The 16,517-nt window shown below is 43.3% G+C and carries 18 protein-coding genes; 11 read left to right on the forward strand and 7 right to left on the reverse strand.

Features of this window, described 5'->3' with window-relative positions:
• Positions 1-8: 8 nt before the first annotated feature.
• Together NI462_RS00555 and ahpF are read left to right on the forward strand one after the other, a co-directional pair.
• Positions 9-926 (forward strand): hypothetical protein, encoded by a 918-nt coding sequence (locus NI462_RS00555; protein ID WP_253158669.1) that lies wholly within the window; start codon positions 9-11, stop codon positions 924-926.
• A 243-nt stretch (positions 927-1,169) separates the two neighbouring features.
• Positions 1,170-2,735: an alkyl hydroperoxide reductase subunit F gene (gene ahpF, locus NI462_RS00560; RefSeq protein WP_253158671.1), complete on the forward strand. Its 1,566-nt coding sequence runs from the start codon at positions 1,170-1,172 to the stop codon at positions 2,733-2,735.
• Between the two features lie 251 nt (positions 2,736-2,986).
• Here ahpF and NI462_RS00565 read toward each other — a convergent pair whose 3' ends face one another.
• The 3 genes from NI462_RS00565 to NI462_RS00575 form a co-directional block, all read right to left on the reverse strand.
• Complete coding sequence (locus NI462_RS00565) at positions 2,987-3,241, reverse strand: YfhL family 4Fe-4S dicluster ferredoxin (protein WP_004645588.1); 255 nt, start codon at positions 3,239-3,241, stop codon at positions 2,987-2,989.
• Between the two features lie 2 nt (positions 3,242-3,243).
• The gene (gene trhP / locus NI462_RS00570) at positions 3,244-4,653 is read right to left on the reverse strand and encodes a prephenate-dependent tRNA uridine(34) hydroxylase TrhP (RefSeq protein ID WP_253158673.1); all 1,410 of its coding nucleotides are present in this window, start codon (positions 4,651-4,653) and stop codon (positions 3,244-3,246) included.
• A 133-nt stretch (positions 4,654-4,786) separates the two neighbouring features.
• On the reverse strand, positions 4,787-5,197 hold the full coding sequence (locus tag NI462_RS00575) for a Cd(II)/Pb(II)-responsive transcriptional regulator (RefSeq protein ID WP_253158675.1): 411 nt from the start codon (positions 5,195-5,197) through the stop codon (positions 4,787-4,789).
• Between the two features lie 86 nt (positions 5,198-5,283).
• Between NI462_RS00575 and NI462_RS00580 the strand changes: the two genes are divergently transcribed.
• The 3 genes from NI462_RS00580 to NI462_RS00590 all read left to right on the forward strand — a co-directional run bounded on the left by NI462_RS00580 (position 5,284) and on the right by NI462_RS00590 (position 6,531).
• Entirely contained in the window at positions 5,284-5,907 is a 624-nt protein-coding gene (locus NI462_RS00580; protein WP_253158677.1) for a cation efflux transmembrane domain-containing protein, read from the forward strand.
• A gap of 171 nt (positions 5,908-6,078) precedes the next feature.
• Positions 6,079-6,330 carry a hypothetical protein gene (locus NI462_RS00585; RefSeq protein WP_004279009.1) on the forward strand — a complete coding sequence of 84 codons (252 nt, stop codon included), beginning with the start codon at positions 6,079-6,081 and terminating at the stop codon, positions 6,328-6,330.
• Between the two features lie 18 nt (positions 6,331-6,348).
• Complete coding sequence (locus tag NI462_RS00590) at positions 6,349-6,531, forward strand: YgdI/YgdR family lipoprotein (RefSeq protein ID WP_253158679.1); 183 nt, start codon at positions 6,349-6,351, stop codon at positions 6,529-6,531.
• 64 nt (positions 6,532-6,595) lie between these two features.
• Here the strand turns inward: NI462_RS00590 and NI462_RS00595 are convergent, their stop codons facing one another.
• On the reverse strand, positions 6,596-7,375 hold the full coding sequence (locus NI462_RS00595) for a ferredoxin--NADP reductase (RefSeq protein ID WP_004279005.1): 780 nt from the start codon (positions 7,373-7,375) through the stop codon (positions 6,596-6,598).
• Between the two features lie 105 nt (positions 7,376-7,480).
• On the opposite strand from NI462_RS00595, the gene tsaA reads away from it, so the two are divergent.
• On the forward strand, positions 7,481-8,185 hold the full coding sequence (gene tsaA, locus NI462_RS00600) for a tRNA (N6-threonylcarbamoyladenosine(37)-N6)-methyltransferase TrmO (RefSeq protein WP_253158682.1): 705 nt from the start codon (positions 7,481-7,483) through the stop codon (positions 8,183-8,185).
• Positions 8,186-8,237: 52 nt separating this feature from the next.
• Here the strand turns inward: tsaA and NI462_RS00605 are convergent, their stop codons facing one another.
• Positions 8,238-9,260 (reverse strand): hypothetical protein, encoded by a 1,023-nt coding sequence (locus tag NI462_RS00605; RefSeq protein ID WP_253158684.1) that lies wholly within the window; start codon positions 9,258-9,260, stop codon positions 8,238-8,240.
• 128 nt (positions 9,261-9,388) lie between these two features.
• Positions 9,389-10,642, reverse strand: coding sequence for an MgtC/SapB family protein (locus NI462_RS00610; RefSeq protein ID WP_253158686.1), 1,254 nt, complete (start codon positions 10,640-10,642; stop codon positions 9,389-9,391).
• 209 nt (positions 10,643-10,851) lie between these two features.
• Between NI462_RS00610 and tfpB the strand changes: the two genes are divergently transcribed.
• The 4 genes from tfpB to NI462_RS00630 all read left to right on the forward strand — a co-directional run bounded on the left by tfpB (position 10,852) and on the right by NI462_RS00630 (position 15,195).
• A complete protein-coding gene (gene tfpB / locus NI462_RS00615; RefSeq protein ID WP_253158688.1) occupies positions 10,852-12,609 on the forward strand; it encodes a type IV pilus assembly ATPase TfpB in 1,758 nt (585 codons plus the stop codon).
• Positions 12,610-12,702: 93 nt separating this feature from the next.
• Positions 12,703-13,068, forward strand: a complete 366-nt coding sequence (locus NI462_RS00620; protein WP_004645581.1) for a NirD/YgiW/YdeI family stress tolerance protein — start codon at positions 12,703-12,705, stop codon at positions 13,066-13,068.
• Positions 13,069-13,202: 134 nt separating this feature from the next.
• Positions 13,203-13,868, forward strand: coding sequence for a response regulator transcription factor (locus NI462_RS00625; protein ID WP_180181173.1), 666 nt, complete (start codon positions 13,203-13,205; stop codon positions 13,866-13,868).
• A gap of 4 nt (positions 13,869-13,872) precedes the next feature.
• Positions 13,873-15,195, forward strand: a complete 1,323-nt coding sequence (locus NI462_RS00630) for a sensor histidine kinase (RefSeq protein WP_253158690.1) — start codon at positions 13,873-13,875, stop codon at positions 15,193-15,195.
• 87 nt (positions 15,196-15,282) lie between these two features.
• Here the strand turns inward: NI462_RS00630 and hemP are convergent, their stop codons facing one another.
• Positions 15,283-15,453: a hemin uptake protein HemP gene (hemP, locus tag NI462_RS00635; RefSeq protein WP_004645578.1), complete on the reverse strand. Its 171-nt coding sequence runs from the start codon at positions 15,451-15,453 to the stop codon at positions 15,283-15,285.
• Positions 15,454-15,591: 138 nt separating this feature from the next.
• Between hemP and NI462_RS00640 the strand changes: the two genes are divergently transcribed.
• On the forward strand, positions 15,592-16,491 hold the full coding sequence (locus tag NI462_RS00640) for an NUDIX domain-containing protein (protein WP_253158692.1): 900 nt from the start codon (positions 15,592-15,594) through the stop codon (positions 16,489-16,491).
• The last annotated feature ends 26 nt before the right edge of the window (positions 16,492-16,517 follow it).

Raw genomic sequence — 16,517 nt, forward strand, 5'->3', positions numbered from 1 at the left:
AGTAGAGATTGCCGCCCTTAGATGAATACGCCGTTAAGCCTCAGGACATCAAGCAGGGGGTAGTTGCACTCAAGAAACGTCAACGCAATTTGATGCTATTGGGTTTGACTACTTCTACCGTATTTATAGCCTCATTGATCAGCCTATTTTTCCAGCAGGAACTGGTCTATGGCTTTTTTGGCCTGAGTACTCAAGTACAGCAGTTGCATTTGCCGGTCAGTGTAGATGCCACACTGGCCAGCATTGGTGATAGTCCGGATTATTTTTTTAGTTTGCTGAGCTGGTTTGGCTGGCTGATTATTAAAATTTTTGCCTCTTTCATCGGTGCATTTTTTGTGATTGGCTTACTGAAAAAGTTGCGTTTCTTTTATGTTCGCTTTCAGTCTTTTGTGCTGAAATTTGTCGCCTGGCTGATTGCTTTTATCGTGATCTGGTCAGGATTGACTTACTGGCAGCATGATCTACGTAATGATCGGGATGATGCTTATCAGCAAGTGGTGTATTACGACAGCAATATCAATGACAGTGAAATCGCCCGTTATCTGGCCGATTCAGAGATTGCTGCACCAGTAAAGTCTTATTTATTGGCGCAAACGGCATTGCTGCATAAGCCGCAAGATTTATCTGCCGCAAAACCCTATGTTTTAAAATTGGTTGAGGCAGAAAAACAGGATCCTAAATTTGAACAATATGGTTTCAAGCCTGGACAAATCTGGACCATGCAGCAACAAGTCTATGGTCAAGCGATGACACCGGTCGCCAAGAGTGTAAATACGCAGGTGCAACAGGCGGATCAGTTGAGCCAGATCACTAATCTGGTCATTATTAGTGTTGCCATTTTATCGGCACTGCTCAGTCTAATCTTGTTTTTCTTGGCCAATTCAATCAAGGGCCGATTACTCCGTATCGAACAGCGCATTCATTAATTTTCCAAAATGCTCCTGAATAGGGAGCATTTTTTGATGGAATTTCAACGCTATTTTTAAGACAACCTATTCAACTTGCTCTATATAGCCCAAAAATAAAAACAAGGCAGCATAAAGTCTATAACTGGATTAATAATCTAAAATACCGATCAATAAAATAAAAACAAACTGTTTTACCTATTTATTCAATTCATTTAATATCCTGTTATCAAATAAACATTTACTCCTTTGGAGACGTTAGCAATGTTAGATCAAAATACTTCAGCCCAACTTAAAACCTTATTAGAACGCCTAGAAGGCCCGATTGAACTGGTGGCGACTTTGGATGGCTCTGACAAATCAGCCAAAATCCAGGAACTGGTGTCCGAAGTGGCTGCACTGTCTGACCTGGTCACTGCACGCTTTGACGGGACCAATGCACGTGCGCCAAGTTTCGGGATTGCAAAAGCTGGTGAGGAACCACGTGTATTCTTTGCAGGCTTGCCAATGGGCCATGAATTCACTTCGCTGATTCTGGCATTGCTGCAAACTTCAGGTTATGCACCAAAAGTCTCTGATGAAGTTTTGGCGAATATCAAGAGCCTGGGTGTTCAATCTAACTTTGATGTGTTCGTCTCTTTAAGCTGCCATAACTGTCCGGATGTGGTTCAGGCACTTAACCTGATCGCCATCTATAACCCAGGCACTACAGCGACCATGATTGATGGGGCTTTCTTCCAGGAAGAAGTAGAAGAACGCAAAATCATGGCGGTGCCGATGGTGTTCCAGGACAACCAGCATATAGGTCAGGGTCGTATGACGCTGGAAGAAATCATTGCCAAGTTGGACAGCAATGCCGCTACCAAAGATGCGGAAAAGCTGAATGCCAAAGATGCCTTTGATGTCCTGGTGATCGGTGGTGGTCCTGCAGGGAATACTTCTGCGATCTATGCAGCACGTAAAGGCATTAAAACCGGGATCGTGGCTGAACGCATGGGCGGTCAGGTCATGGATACCATGGACATCGAAAACTTTACGTCTGTACAAAAAACTCAAGGTCCGAAGTTTGCAGCCGAGATGGAAGCCCACGTGCGTGAATATGGTGTCGACATCATGAACCTGCAACGTGTCTCTAATATCAAAGGTGCGGATGCAACGGCCAATGGTCTGGTGGAAGTGACTTTAGAGAATGGTGCCAGACTGGAGTCGAAAACCGTGATTCTTTCGACTGGTGCACGCTGGAGAGAGATGAATGTTCCAGGTGAACAGGAATACAAAACCCGTGGTGTGGCATACTGCCCGCACTGTGATGGCCCACTGTTCAAAGGCAAGCGTGTAGCCGTGATTGGTGGCGGTAACTCGGGTGTTGAAGCTGCGATTGATCTGGCAGGGATTGTTGAACATGTAACGCTGGTGGAATTTGATACCAAGCTGCGTGCGGATCAGGTGTTGCAAGATAAACTGAACAGCTTGCCGAATACCACCGTGATCAAAAATGCTTTATCTACGGAAGTGGTTGGTGATGGTTCACAAGTGACTGCACTGAAATACAAAGACCGTGCTACGGATGAAGAGCATGTGGTTGAGCTGGCGGGGATCTTCGTGCAAATCGGTTTGTTGCCAAATACGGACTTCCTGAAAGAAACCCAAGTTGAGCTGACCAACCGTGGCGAGATTGTGATTAACGACCGCAACGAAACCAATGTCAAAGGTGTATTTGCAGCAGGTGACTGTACCACAGTGCCTTACAAGCAGATCATCATTGCGACCGGTGAAGGTGCCAAGGCATCACTGTCTGCTTTTGATTACATCATCCGTTCTGGGCAGTAAAAAAAATAGCACCTCGGTTCCCCAAAACCGAGGTGCTATATCTTATAAATACATTATTATCGCTTTATAGGAACTCAGGACGCTAACACCCGAGTTCCTTTTTTTATATTTATTATTGGATCAGCCAAAAGTGTCCCCACGCACTTTCAGCTGTTCCTTTCCTCTGCACAGTTTTTGTTTTCAACCCTTATTTTTATACTTTCCCCAAGGTTGTTTTTATATAAAGCAATGTTTATTCCATCGCTTCATTTTTAAGATTTAAATAAGTTCAAACCCTTAAATTTTTCCAGTAATTGTTCTTGTGTTTCCCGATACTCCGGATGTGGAACAATGCATTCAATCGGACAGACATCTACACAGGTCTGATGCTCATAAAAACCGACGCATTCTGTACAACGGTTCACATCAATTTCATAAACTTTCGCACCCTCATAAATCGCGTCATTTGGGCATTCCGGTAAACACATATCGCAATTGATGCATTTGTCGGTAATTAGCAGTGCCATATTTAACTCGCTTGATAAGCCAGTGAAGATGCCGAAATATCCGCAGTTGAGCTTGGCAGATTACGAATCAGCAGGGCATATTGCATATCAACATCTGCCGGAACCGGAATCTCGACGATGTGACCTGAACCTTTGGCATCTTCGATCAGATTACCTTTTTTGTCTTTCATTTCGGTTAAAGTGAAAGTGATATTGCCTTTAGTCGTCATCAGTTCGAGTGAGTCACCGACGATAAAACGGTTTTTCACATCGATCTTGATGTAATCTCCATTACGCTCCAGCACTTCGCCACAGAAAATTTGATGATCAAAACTGGAAGAACCATGTTCATAATTCTGATATTCACTATGCACATGGCGGCGTAGGAAACCTTCGGTATAACCACGATTCGCTAAGCCTTCCAATTGTGTCATCAGTGATGGATCAAAAGGTTTACCCGCCAACGCATCATCAATCGCTTTACGGTAAATTTGAGCAGTACGGGCGCAATAGAAATAAGACTTGGTCCGGCCTTCAATTTTCAGTGAATGTACACCTACTTTGGTTAGGCGTTCTACATGCTGGACTGCACGCAGATCTTTAGAATTCATGAAATAAGTGCCATGTTCATCTTCTTCAGCAGCAAACATATCTTCATCATTCCGCTGCAATAGCACAGGCTCATCAAACTGATGTTGTTCTTGCATGTGTTCTTCGTCGGCATCTTTTGAGCAGCAGCCTGAATCCAGATTTTTTACTGGAATGACATCACCGGTTTCATCTTCCTTGGCATCCAGAACTTTATATTCCCAGCGGCAGGCATTGGTGCAGGCCCCCTGATTGGCATCACGTTTGTTCATATAGCCAGACAGCATACAACGGCCAGAGTAGGCCATGCACAGTGCGCCATGAACAAAGACTTCAATCTCCATATCTGGCACTTGCTGTTTGATTTCTGCAATTTCTTCAATCGACAGTTCACGTGACAGAATCACACGGGTCAGCCCCATGTTTTTCCAGAATTTCACAGTTGCCCAGTTCACGGCATTGGCCTGAACAGAGAGATGAATATCCATCTCTGGAAAATGTTCACGCACCAGCATGATCAGTCCTGGATCGGACATGATCAGCGCATCCGGCTGCATCGCGACCACAGGTTCCAAGTCACGAATAAAATTTTTCAGTTTGGAGTTATGCGGCTGGATATTGACCACCACATAGAATTTTTTGCCTATTTCGTGCGCTTCTTTGATGCCAAGCGCTAAATTGTCATGGTCAAATTCATTATTACGAACACGCAGGCTATAGCGTGGCTGGCCAGCATAGACTGCATCTGCACCATAAGCAAAAGCATAGCGCATATTTTTGAGTGAGCCAGCAGGTGAGAGAAGTTCGGTAACGGGGATGATGCTCATGATGAAATCGAAAGACATAAGAAAAGTACGTCTTTATTCTAATCATCTGGAATCTGGATTCAACCTAGTAAATCACTCGGAAATACGCGATTTGGATCTAAAACCAGGTTTTATTTTAAGTAGGGAATCCTCCATAAAATGTCTTCAATACTCAATCATTTTCAGGGTTTTCAAGCGTTTTTAGAATCTGGCAATGATCGATCGTTGTCGGGGTATTACAGCTTTGCTGAAGGGCAATCAGCTGCTGCTCCAATACTTGTAATTCTTTAATTTTATTTGAAATATCCAGAATATGCTGATCAATCAACTGGTTTACGGCACAGCAGTCCTGCTCCGGATTTTGTTCAAGTTGAATCAGGGTTTCAATCTCTTTTAATGACATGTCCAAGGCACGGCAACGCTTGATAAAAAGCAGTCTTTTTAATGCGTCTTCACCATAATAGCGATACTGATTACTTGCTCGAAAATTCGGCTGGATAAAACCTTTTTTCTCATAAAAGCGTAAGGTATCGGTGCTTAGACCAGTCTTTTTCGACATTTCTGAAATCAAATAAACTGACATATCGCCCTCATGCTTGACCTTAGAGTTAGTCCATAGTTTCTAATCAATTTATCGTATTTTAGATAAAAAATCATCGGGGGAGTTATATGGCCTGTAGTTGTAGTCCTGAACCGGCACCCATCAAGCCCAACAGCAAATTTAGAACAGCGCTATGGATTGCCTTGCTGGTAAACTTCACTTTATTTGTAGTGGAGTTGATCGGCGGTGCATATGCACATTCATCGGCCTTATGGGCAGACGCGCTAGATTTCTTTGGTGATGCCGTCAATTACGGGATTTCTTTAGCTGTACTAGGTGCAAGTCTGTATTGGCGGGCAACAGTCGCTTCGGTAAAGGGAATGACCATGGCGTTGTTTGGTCTGGTGGTGATTGGCAAAGTGATTTACGCCTATCTGCAAGGCATTTCACCTGAAGCACTGACAATGGGCCTGATTGGCGTGCTGGCCTTAGTAGCGAATGTATTTACAGCAGCAATTCTTTATGCTTTTCGTGAAGGTGATTCCAATATGCGGTCGGTCTGGCTCTGTAGTCGTAATGATGCAATTGGCAACTTTGCGGTCATCTTGGCAGCCGTAGGCGTATTTGGTACAGGCAGTCTTTGGCCGGATATTATTGTGGCTGTAATTATCGCTACACTCGGCATCACATCCGGTTATCAAGTGATTAAGCAGTCTCTGGAAGAAAGATCACTTAAACATAAATCCAGCTAATTTTTATATTTAAAGCTGTCCTGCAGGGCAGCTTTTTATTTATTTCCATTTTTATAATATTTGAAAAATAAAGCTTTACAAATAAACAAATTAAATTAGAATCTCTGGCGAAATTCAGAAAATATACATAAATTTTAATAATTTAGTTTTTTGCATCGTGCGAGGGTTAATGTGAATTTAATTAAAATTTTTTCAATATTGGCAATATCGGGGCTAGCCGCTTGTAGTTCCAAAGTCGTGACTTATGATGCAACAGGAAAAATCATCGGTTCATGTATGGCGACGCGTGGCCTACTTTCGACCGCAAGTGCACATTGTAGTGGTTCAGGCGATGCCTTAGGTGTGAATTACAATACGCCAGATGCGAATACAGGCCTGTTACCAACGCCACCAAGCCAAAATCAGATTAATTTAAAACCGTAAATAATAAAGGGGAATATCATGAAATTATCAACACTTATTGCACTTGTAGCGACTGTTGTATTGACGGGCTGTGCATCGTCAGTAACTACATTTGACTCTCATGGCCGTATGATTGGTTCATGTAAAGCGCAAACGGGTTTCATCATTGCAGGTGGCGCAGGCTGTTCAGGTTCTGCAAACCAGGAAGGTCGCGATCGTTAATTATTTAGTGATGGTTCCAATAAAAAACCGGACTTAAAAGTCCGGTTTTTTAGTTTAGCAAATCTTATTTTTCTACAAATGCACGTTCAATCACGTAGTCACCTAGAACGCCCATTTTTGGAGATTCTTTCAGACCGTGTTGGTCAAGAAGCGCAGCAACGTCATCTAGGAATGCCGGGCTACCACATAACATGGCACGGTCAGTTTCCGGGTTGAAACGTGGCAGACCGATTTTTTCAAACAGTTCGCCGGTTTCAATCGCAGTCGTAACACGACCTTGGTTTGGATATTCTTCACGGGTTACGGTTGGGTAATATACCAATTTTTCTTTCGCGCCGAGTTCAGAGAAGAATTCATGATTTGGCACTTCATTCAGGATCAAATCTTGATAAGCCAGTTCTGAAATGAAACGGGTACCGTGAACTACGATAATCTTTTCAAAACGCTCGTAAGTTTCAGGATCGCGAATAGTCGACAGGAACGGTGCAAGACCAGTACCAGAAGAAAGCAGGTAAAGATTTTTACCTGGATTCAAGTCATCAAGTACCAATGTACCTGTTGGCTTTTTAGAAACCAAAATGTCATCGCCGACTTTTACTTTCTGTAAAATCGAAGTCAGTGGACCATCAGGCACTTTAATTGAGAAAAATTCTAACTCTTCTTCGTAGTTGGCGCTTGCAATTGAATATGCGCGCATTAACGGCTTGCCATTGACTTCAAGGCCGATCATTACAAACTGACCGTTTTTAAAACGCAAAGCAGTGTCACGAGTCGTTTTAAAAGAGAATAAAGTATCATTCCAGTGGTGGACGTGAGTAATCTTTTCGACGTTAAAAGCAGCCATTAAAGGTCTCAATAAATTATCAAATTAGAACAGCTTGCTATTCTAATCTAAATTCATTCTCGATAAACTGAATATATTTAATTGAGCTTATCAAAAAAAGTGATGATGACTGAACTTGCGCTGCCGATTATTGGTTATATGCGTTCTCCCTATAAAGAAAAATTTGGCATTCCTCGTCAGCCGAATCTGGTTCAGGTCGAAAGTTATATTGAAATGGTCGGGCCTTATAATGATCTGCTCGCCTTCGAGGGGATTGAGGAATTTAGTCATCTTTGGCTGATCTGGCAATTTCATGACAATAAAAACCAGCACAGCAGCCAGTTTCGTCCACAAGTCCGTCCGCCGCGTTTGGGCGGTAACAAGAAAATAGGCGTGTTTGCCACGCGCAGCATGTATCGTCCATCACCGATTGGTTTATCTGTGGTCAAACTCAAAGAAGTGAAAAAGGTGGGCAAGCATGTTCGGGTGTATGTCACGGGGAGTGACTTGCTTGATGGTACGCCAATTATGGATATCAAACCTTATATTCAATATTCGGATGCCATCATTGAAGCACAAAGTGGTTATGCGCAGGATGAACCATCACGTAAAACCGTCATCTGGAGCGATGAAGCGGAGCAGCAAAAGCAACAATTACTAGGAAATGGAAAAATTTCTGTGCAGACTATTCAGGAACTGGAAGCTGTCTTATCTCTAGATCCAAGGCCAGCGTATCAGGAAGATGAAGAGCGGGTGTATGGAATGAAGTTTGCTGATTTAGATGTGAAGTTTAAAATAGTTGGTAACAAGGTGAAAATACAGGAACTTTAAGTTCCTGTATTTCTTGAATGATTTAGCTACTAACCAAGACAAATGATAAAAATTATTTACTGGTCACGTTATTCATTTGTTTTCTAATTTCATTTGAAGCGACATCGTTAAATGCATTGCATGCATTTTGAGTTAAGTTATAAAGTTCTTGGCGAAATTGTTTCTCATTATTATCTTTTGCAGAAGTTATCAAACTTTGAAGTTCTGATAGCAAGTTTTTGAAATCATATTCTTTTCCTGCTGGATGATAATCCACTTCATAATATTTACTTTTATATTCTGCGAGACCCCATTGCTGATCTTCTCGGAGATCTAAATAAGCAATTGCGTCTTTAAAGGTTTTTTTAGAATAGTTTTTACCATCGGTAGATACATTGGCCCATTCTGTTTTTAAGTAATCTTGTATATCTTCTTCAAGTGAATATTTATATAGCTCAATATATTCTTTTGAATTTGAAATATCTTGAAATTGAATACATTTTGAGTTTGCTGGGAATTTTGCATCACTTGTTAAGGTATAAAATTTTTCACCTAATTCCCCCATTGTATAGGTATCAAGTAAATTATATTTAAGTGTTAAATAATTAATAGGACTAAGTAGTGGAGCAATATTTTTACCACTAATATCAATTTCTTTAAATTTAATGGTCGTTTGAAGATCTTTTGAGTTAATAGAGGAGTATGGTGCTAGTTGCCATGTAGTAGCATTTGTTCTTATTACTCCATTTAACTGTCCATATTTAGTATGGATATTGCCTGTATCATATAATCCATTCTCGGTTAAAGAGAATGTATCGCTTTCATCCCAACCTGTGGTTTCTTCAACTTTAAAGTATAAATTTCCTTGATCAAAAGTACTTTGCTCAATTTCATAATCTAAAGTTGAATCAGAATATTCATCAATGAAAAATGTAGTCCATTGTTGAAATGAGGGTGTGCTAAGTTCAAGACTGCCTGTGCCTGTGCCTGTGCCTGTGCCTGTGCCTTCATTTGATGATTCAGAAGATGAACCTCCGCCACATGCACTTAACATGAATGCACTAAAAATTGCGAATGATAAAGTCTTAAATTTCATAAATACCCTATAAAAATTATATTAATTCAATTGTTTTTTAAAAGTAAAGCCAGCCCATTATAGCTATAAAATATTGAAATAAAACCTAGTAAAAATATAAAAATTAATTAGTTAGAAATATTTAATAATTAAAAGACCATCCACCACAAAACCCCAATCAACACCGCCATATGTAAAATCTGCACCGGTGCAAAATAAAGTACAAACTTCCAGCCACCGGTCAAAGCGGCATTGGCTGATTTGGCCAGGGCATGAGCACCCAGACCTAAAAGCAGGGCATAAATCAGACGCATATTGGAGGGATCACCTTGAACGACGACACTCGCCATCGCGGCATGAATCTCGAACAGAGAGGCGAGTAAGGTCCCGGCCAGTAAGCCGGCATCCCCGAGCCAGACCTCCAGTCCGTAAACTCCAGCCTGAATCAATGTTAATGTGACTGCAATAATCACAGCTTCTTTTAAGCTAAACATCTGGCTGTCTGATGATTCCATGCTCGGCGCAGGTTTTGCCTTGCGCAATAATAAAAACGCACAGGCTGCCAGAAGGATTAGGGCAACTAAAGAGGGCAAAAGCAGGATTTTCAGCCAGCTCCATGATATCCCTCCAACCACAATCAATAGCAGTACGATGGTCGAGATACAGGACATCAGTGCGGCGCCGGCATTCGATCGTGCATCCATTTCACCTTTACGGACCTGTAAACCTAACTGAGCGATGGTGGCTGTACTGGAAACAAAACCGGAAGCAATAGAGGACAGCATCAGGGCATTTTTAGTCGAGAAAAAGCGTTTCGCAATATGCGCCAGAGCTTGTACCACTAAAATTAAGGTCAGTAATTTGAGAATAAGATAAGGGTTAAGCACTTCACCCCAGAAAGGTCGGTCAGGAGTAAGCGGTAGACCAATCAAAATCAAGGCCAGTAATAACAGTCCATCCCTGAACTCGGCTTCTTTAATCCATTTCCCGGCAATATTGTGCATGGTATGTTTGGCCATCAAAATACCGGTTAAGAGCACGGAAAGACCGGCTGCCAGAGAAATATTCCACAAACACATGGCGCCAATAAAATAGGTCATCACAAATGCAAGCTCTGTGGTAATGCCCGGGTCATCTGGCTGATTTTTTATGGATAAAATGACCATGCCACCCACGATCAAAGCACCTATTACAGCAATCACGATTCCAAACAGGAAACACAGTGCGCCCAATAAAGCACAGATCGCAAAGGAACGTAAGCCGGCAAAACTCGGTTGCTGCTCACGTTGTTTATGCCGTTCCCGCTCCAGACCAATCAATAGGCCGCAGCCCAATGCCGAGGTGAGTATCGTGAGCAGTTCATGAAAAGAATGCGCATGCAGGGGAACCGCAGTCAAATCCATCTGTGACCTCAGCAAGCTAAGAGTTGATTATTTAAAAATATATGTGATGAGATCAGGTTTGCATAGATCAAAAATGTTGCAGTAGTGATCAAATCCATTCTTTACTTTCTTTTTGAGATTGAAATAGAAACGTACATTCGATAGGTCGGGAGCATGCGAAAAACTGCAAAAACTTGTTATAGTGGAGGCAAGTTTGGGGACTGATAATAATGAAATTTGACTTTGAAATTGATACGGCATGGTGTCTAGACCAACTCTTTAAAGACGGTAAAATCAGTGAGCGCGACCGAATGCTGGTACAAACCACTCATCGGCAACGTGAACAATTAAAATGGCACCCTTTACAGTGGATTGCCAATTTTAATCTGGTCGATCAATCTCATCCTCAAACAACGCTGACCCTGAACCGTTTATGTCAATGGCTGGCAGAAAAAACCGGATTGATGTTCTATATCATTGATCCGCTTAAAGCTGATGTACAGGCATTGACCCATGTCATGTCGCAAGAATATGCATTACGTAACCGTATTCTGGCAGTAGAAATTCAGGCAGACAAAGTTCTGATCGCTACGGATCAGCCTTATAAAACCGAATGGGTGTCGAATCTCGAGCAGAATATTTCCCCGAAAAAAATACAACGGGTATTACTGAATCCGGAACAGTTACAACGTTATATTACAGAATATTACCAGGTCAGTCGCGCAGTCAGTGGTTCACAAAAATCGTCTGCCTATGACCGGGAAAATAAGGGCGTCGAAGCCTTGCTGCAATTGGGCGATTCCCAGAATCCGGATGCCAATGACCAGCATATTGTCAAACTGGTGGACTGGGTGCTGCAATTTGCCTTTGAGCAGGGCGCCAGTGATATTCACATGGAACCGCGTAAAGACACCGGCAAGATCCGTTTCCGGATTGATGGGGTGCTGCATACGATTTACAACATGCCGGCCAATACATTGACCACCGTCATTTCCCGAATCAAGATTCTGGGCCGGATGAATGTGGCGGAAAAACGTAAGCCACAGGATGGCCGCCTGAAAACCCGGACACCTAAAGGACAGGAAACTGAACTGCGTCTGTCGACCTTGCCGACCGCCTTTGGTGAAAAACTGGTGATGCGTATTTTCGATCCGGAAGTGCTGGTGAGAAGCTTCCAGCAACTCGGTTTTGAAGGCCATTTGCTCAATGACTGGAATAATCTCACCAGTCACAGTCATGGTATTATTCTGGTGACCGGCCCAACCGGTTCCGGTAAAACTACTACGCTTTATTCAACCTTGAAGCAGCTGGCGACTGAACAGGTCAACGTCTGTACCATTGAAGACCCGATCGAGATGCTGGAACCCAGCTTTAACCAAATGCAGGTCAATAATGGTATCGATCTTGGCTTCGCTGACGGCGTGCGCGCACTGATGCGTCAAGATCCGGACATTATCATGGTCGGGGAGATCCGTGATCAGGACACTGCCAATATGGCGATTCAGGCCGCATTGACCGGTCACCTGGTTCTCTCAACTTTACATACCAACGATGCGCCGTCGAGTCTGACCCGTCTGCATGATCTGGGCGTACAGCCATTTTTGACAGCAGCAACCATCTTGGGTGTTCTGGCTCAACGTCTGGTACGTAAGCTGTGTCCGCACTGCAAACAGGAAAGCTTCCTGAATGAACAGGAATGGCAGCATCTAGCTACGGATTATCCTTTGCCGCGACCGGAATTTGTCTTTAAGGCGGTGGGCTGCGAAGAATGCCGGCATACCGGCTATAAAGGCCGTATCGGGATTTATGAGTTTATGCCATTGAGTCTGACCACCAAACAGCTGATTGGTGCCGATGCCAACCTGAACCAGCTGCGTCAGCAGGCTAAAAAAGAAGGGGTAGAGCCGCTCAGAATTGCCGGGGCACGCAAGATTCTGGAAGGTGTGACCACGCTTGAAGAAGTCCTGAGAGTTGTGCCCTTAAATTAATTTTGAAAATGAAGCAATCTTAAGATTCAATTCATCTTCGGCTGTTTTAATAGCATCATCGAAACAAGGCAAGACTTTAAAGAGGTAATTGCGATGAAAATGATGATAAATACGGTTTTGGCAGCTGCATTGATGGGTTCTATCGCGACGGCTACGATAGCAAGTAGCGACACTGCTGTGAATCAGGCTGCTTTTGCTAAATCGACCACAGTCAAACAGGCACTGGCCATGAAAGATGACAGTAAGGTTCAGCTTAAAGGTTATGTCGTGAAAGCGGTCGGTGATGAAAAATACCAGTTCCGAGACAGCACAGGAACTATTACTGTTGAGATTGATGATGAACTTTGGCAAGGCAAACCGATTTCAGCCAAAACACCGGTAATCATCACAGGTGAAATCGACATTGATTATAAACCGGCAAAACGTGTTGAAATTGAGGTTGATCAGGTTCGTTTCTAATATCGCCTGATTTGCTGAAATCAATTTGAACACAGCGACAAAAAACCACATGCAAGTTACCAAAAAGCATGTGGTTTTTTGAGTCTGGAACTTTTTCAAGGCAAGATAGAACAAGGAAGCAAACGGAGCAGAATATGCGTATTCTTTTGGCGGAAGATGATCAGTCTCAGGCAGACAGTATCCAGACTTGGCTGGAAATGGACGGTTATGTGATTGATCGGGTAGAGCGTGGTGATCATGCGATCCTAGCGATTGAGCAGCATAAATATGACTGTATTCTGCTGGATCGTGGCCTGCCGAATGCCACTGGAGATGACATTCTGAAAATTTTGCGCAGCCAACATCAAGATACGCCGGTGATTTTTATTACGGCCAAAGACAGTATTGATGACCGGGTTGAAGGTCTGGATTTAGGCGCCAATGACTATCTGGTGAAACCTTTTAGTCTGGAAGAGCTTTCGGCCCGGGTACGTGCCCAGCTCAGACAGAAGCAGCAAACACTCAATCATATCCTGTACTGGCAGGATCTCAGTCTGGACACTCAAGCCAAAACCCTGACTAAAGCGGGTCAAGCTATTAATCTGACTGCGAAAGAATTTCAGATTCTATACAAGTTGATGCAGCAGCCTGAACATATTGTCACCCGTGAACAGCTGGAAGAATCGCTGTATGCCTGGGGCGATGAAATTGAAAGTAATGCGATTGAAGTGTTTATCTATCAGCTGCGTAAAAAAATTGGCAGCCAGATGATTAAGACCATTCGTGGCTTGGGCTATCGCATGCATAAGGCTGAGGCATAAACCTATGTCAACTGCTATTTCCTTGCAAACCAAACTGATCAAACATGCGCTGTTCAGTTCGATATTGGCTGGAATATTGGCCTGGCTGCTGTTATTGGGGATTTCCAGTTATCAAGCCAGTCAGCTGCATGATGAATTAATGCAGCAGATTTCTGAGTTACTGCTTGGCGATGTGACCCAGGCCAAAGACGCCCAGGTCGATGAACTCAGTGAACAGTTCGATATCCAGTATGTCTTGTTGCTAGATCAGCAGATACTGACTACTTCGATTGATGATGAATTAATTAATACCATTCCAAAAGCACGGAACAACGGCTTCCAGTTTGCTTATGAGAATGGTCGTTTTATCCGCATCCTGACTGCGGAAGATGACGACCTTCAGGTCAAAATCATACAACCGCTTTCAGTACGTTTCGATGAGCTCTGGCAAACCACATTGGGCTTTGCCGGGATCTTATTCATTTTATGGCTAGTGCAATGGCTGATTTTGCGTGTTGCGATCAGACGCCAGTTACGGCCATTAAACAAGATTTCCCGCGCAATCGGTTCCAAGACTGCTCAGGATCTGAGTCCTATCAAAACGCCTGATCCTGAAATCACTGAACTGCAACCGATTATTCGCCAGCTGAATGCCATGCTCGGCCGGCTAGAAAAGTCACTGGCTGCCGAACAGCGTTTTACTGCAGATGCTTCGCATGAGCTGCGTTCGCCACTGTCTGCGATTCAAATGCGGCTACAGGTTTTAAAACGCAAATATCAAGATGATCCACAACTACCTCAGGCATTGCAGTTGATCCAGAATGATGTCAACCGCGGTACGCAGGTGCTGGAAAATTTACTCTTGCTGGCACGACTCGATCCGGAGCGCACAGAGCAATTACCAACGCAAACGATTAATCTTAAAAATCTGGTTCAGGAGGCTTTGCAGGCATTGCAGCCTTTTGCAGAAGAAAAAGACATTCATTGGAATCTAAACCTTGAGGATGCTGTGATCGAAGCGAATCCAGAGCTGATTTTTAGTTGTATTCGCAATCTGGTCGACAATGCTATTCGTTATACGCCGCCGCAGGGACAGGTCGAGATCCGAACGGTTGTTGAGCAGCATCAGATACAACTATTGATTGAAAACTCAGGAGAGGGGATTACTGATGATGTACTGGAACGTTTAGGTGAACGTTTTTATCGGGCTTTGGGTACGCGAACTCAGGGTTCAGGTCTAGGTCTGTCCATTTGCCAGAAAATTATGGCACTGCATGCAGCTAAAATTGACTATGCGCCGTCGGATCTGGGCGGACTTAAAGTGTTATTGAGTTTTAAGCTTGAATAGCAAATCTCATGATCAGAAGATTAAAAAGCAGTATGCGCTGATTCATACTGCTGCTTCCCACGTTTGTTATTATTAGAACTGATTTAATTATTTGGTCAGAATAAGACGGTTATTGCGGGTCAGACGCAAGCGGTATTCTTCGCCGGCATGCATGATCCGGATTTCACGACCCAGTGCAAAAAGATTGTTGGAGTGCAGCATTGGCAAGGCATGGTGAGTATCATTGTTACGGGTAAATAGGCTAAATGGGGCGTTCATTCCGTCGACTCCGTGGTGTGTTTTGGATTGATTTAAATGATAATCATTATCGAATAGGTCTGTCAACGAAATATTGAGCAATTTATAAAAAACTCTAATTTGCTTACAATCTGTAAAACTTTAACGGTTCTGTACATCATGACTAAAGCTACGATTCATGTCGCAATTGCGCTTTTATTTTATCAAAATCAGGTTCTCGTCGGCTGGCGTGAGGCCAAGCAGCATCAGGGCAATAAATATGAATTTCCAGGCGGAAAAGTTGAACAGGGTGAGTTGCTAGTCGAAACCTGTCGCCGCGAAGTGATTGAAGAGGTGGGCGTTGATATCGAACGCTGGCATGCTTCTGATTTTATCTCCCATGAATATGAAGATCTCATCGTCAATTTGCATATTTTCCATGCTTCAGTACAGCCTGCGCAACTGGCTGAAATCAAACAGCCTTGGCGCTGGTACAGCCGGGAAGAACTTGGCCAGTTGAATTTTCCGAAAGCCAATCAGTCCATGATTCAAAAGCTGCAATGGCCGCAGCGCATCAAGATTGCTGAAGATCTGGATATCTTATCAAGTCTAGATACAGATCAAATGTTGTATTGGCGCGTGGAAGCAACGCCTGAACGGATCATGCAATTACAGCAGTATCCGGTAGATCAACTCTCCAAGTTAATTATTAATCAGCAGCTTTGGTCACAACTGAATGAATTGCAGCAGCAGACGATTTGCACGATTCATCTAAAACAGAATCAACTGATGAACTTGAAACAAAGTGAATTGAAATCTGGCTATCGTTATCTAGCGGCTTGTCATGACCTGACCGCTTTAATGCATGCAGAACAGATCGGTTGTGAAGCAGCCTTGCTGAGTCCGGTACTGGCGACCGCAACGCATCCGGACACGCCTGCGCTAGGCTGGGAGCAATTCAAGCAAATGGCAGAGCAGGTACAGATTCCGGTTTTTGCTTTGGGTGGAATGAAGGCTGATGAGCTTGAGTATGCAAAAAGCCAGCACGCTTATGGCATTGCCGGCATTCGCTATATTTAAACACTTTATTTATAAAATAAACTTTC

Source organism: Acinetobacter lwoffii (genome assembly GCF_024129715.1).
GTDB lineage: Bacteria > Pseudomonadota > Gammaproteobacteria > Pseudomonadales > Moraxellaceae > Acinetobacter > Acinetobacter lwoffii_U.

Coding starts and splice junctions, on each gene's coding strand:
- NI462_RS00620 (WP_004645581.1), top strand. CDS start 12,703: ATGAAAATGATGATAAATACGGTTTTGGCAGCTGCATTGATGGGTTCT.
- NI462_RS00595 (WP_004279005.1), bottom strand. CDS start 7,375: ATGGCTGCTTTTAACGTCGAAAAGATTACTCACGTCCACCACTGGAAT.
- NI462_RS00605 (WP_253158684.1), bottom strand. CDS start 9,260: ATGAAATTTAAGACTTTATCATTCGCAATTTTTAGTGCATTCATGTTA.
- NI462_RS00580 (WP_253158677.1), top strand. CDS start 5,284: ATGGCCTGTAGTTGTAGTCCTGAACCGGCACCCATCAAGCCCAACAGC.
- NI462_RS00590 (WP_253158679.1), top strand. CDS start 6,349: ATGAAATTATCAACACTTATTGCACTTGTAGCGACTGTTGTATTGACG.
- NI462_RS00625 (WP_180181173.1), top strand. CDS start 13,203: ATGCGTATTCTTTTGGCGGAAGATGATCAGTCTCAGGCAGACAGTATC.
- NI462_RS00610 (WP_253158686.1), bottom strand. CDS start 10,642: ATGGATTTGACTGCGGTTCCCCTGCATGCGCATTCTTTTCATGAACTG.
- NI462_RS00575 (WP_253158675.1), bottom strand. CDS start 5,197: ATGTCAGTTTATTTGATTTCAGAAATGTCGAAAAAGACTGGTCTAAGC.
- tsaA (WP_253158682.1), top strand. CDS start 7,481: ATGACTGAACTTGCGCTGCCGATTATTGGTTATATGCGTTCTCCCTAT.
- trhP (WP_253158673.1), bottom strand. CDS start 4,653: ATGTCTTTCGATTTCATCATGAGCATCATCCCCGTTACCGAACTTCTC.
- hemP (WP_004645578.1), bottom strand. CDS start 15,453: ATGAACGCCCCATTTAGCCTATTTACCCGTAACAATGATACTCACCAT.
- NI462_RS00565 (WP_004645588.1), bottom strand. CDS start 3,241: ATGGCACTGCTAATTACCGACAAATGCATCAATTGCGATATGTGTTTA.
- NI462_RS00630 (WP_253158690.1), top strand. CDS start 13,873: ATGTCAACTGCTATTTCCTTGCAAACCAAACTGATCAAACATGCGCTG.
- ahpF (WP_253158671.1), top strand. CDS start 1,170: ATGTTAGATCAAAATACTTCAGCCCAACTTAAAACCTTATTAGAACGC.
- tfpB (WP_253158688.1), top strand. CDS start 10,852: ATGAAATTTGACTTTGAAATTGATACGGCATGGTGTCTAGACCAACTC.
- NI462_RS00640 (WP_253158692.1), top strand. CDS start 15,592: ATGACTAAAGCTACGATTCATGTCGCAATTGCGCTTTTATTTTATCAA.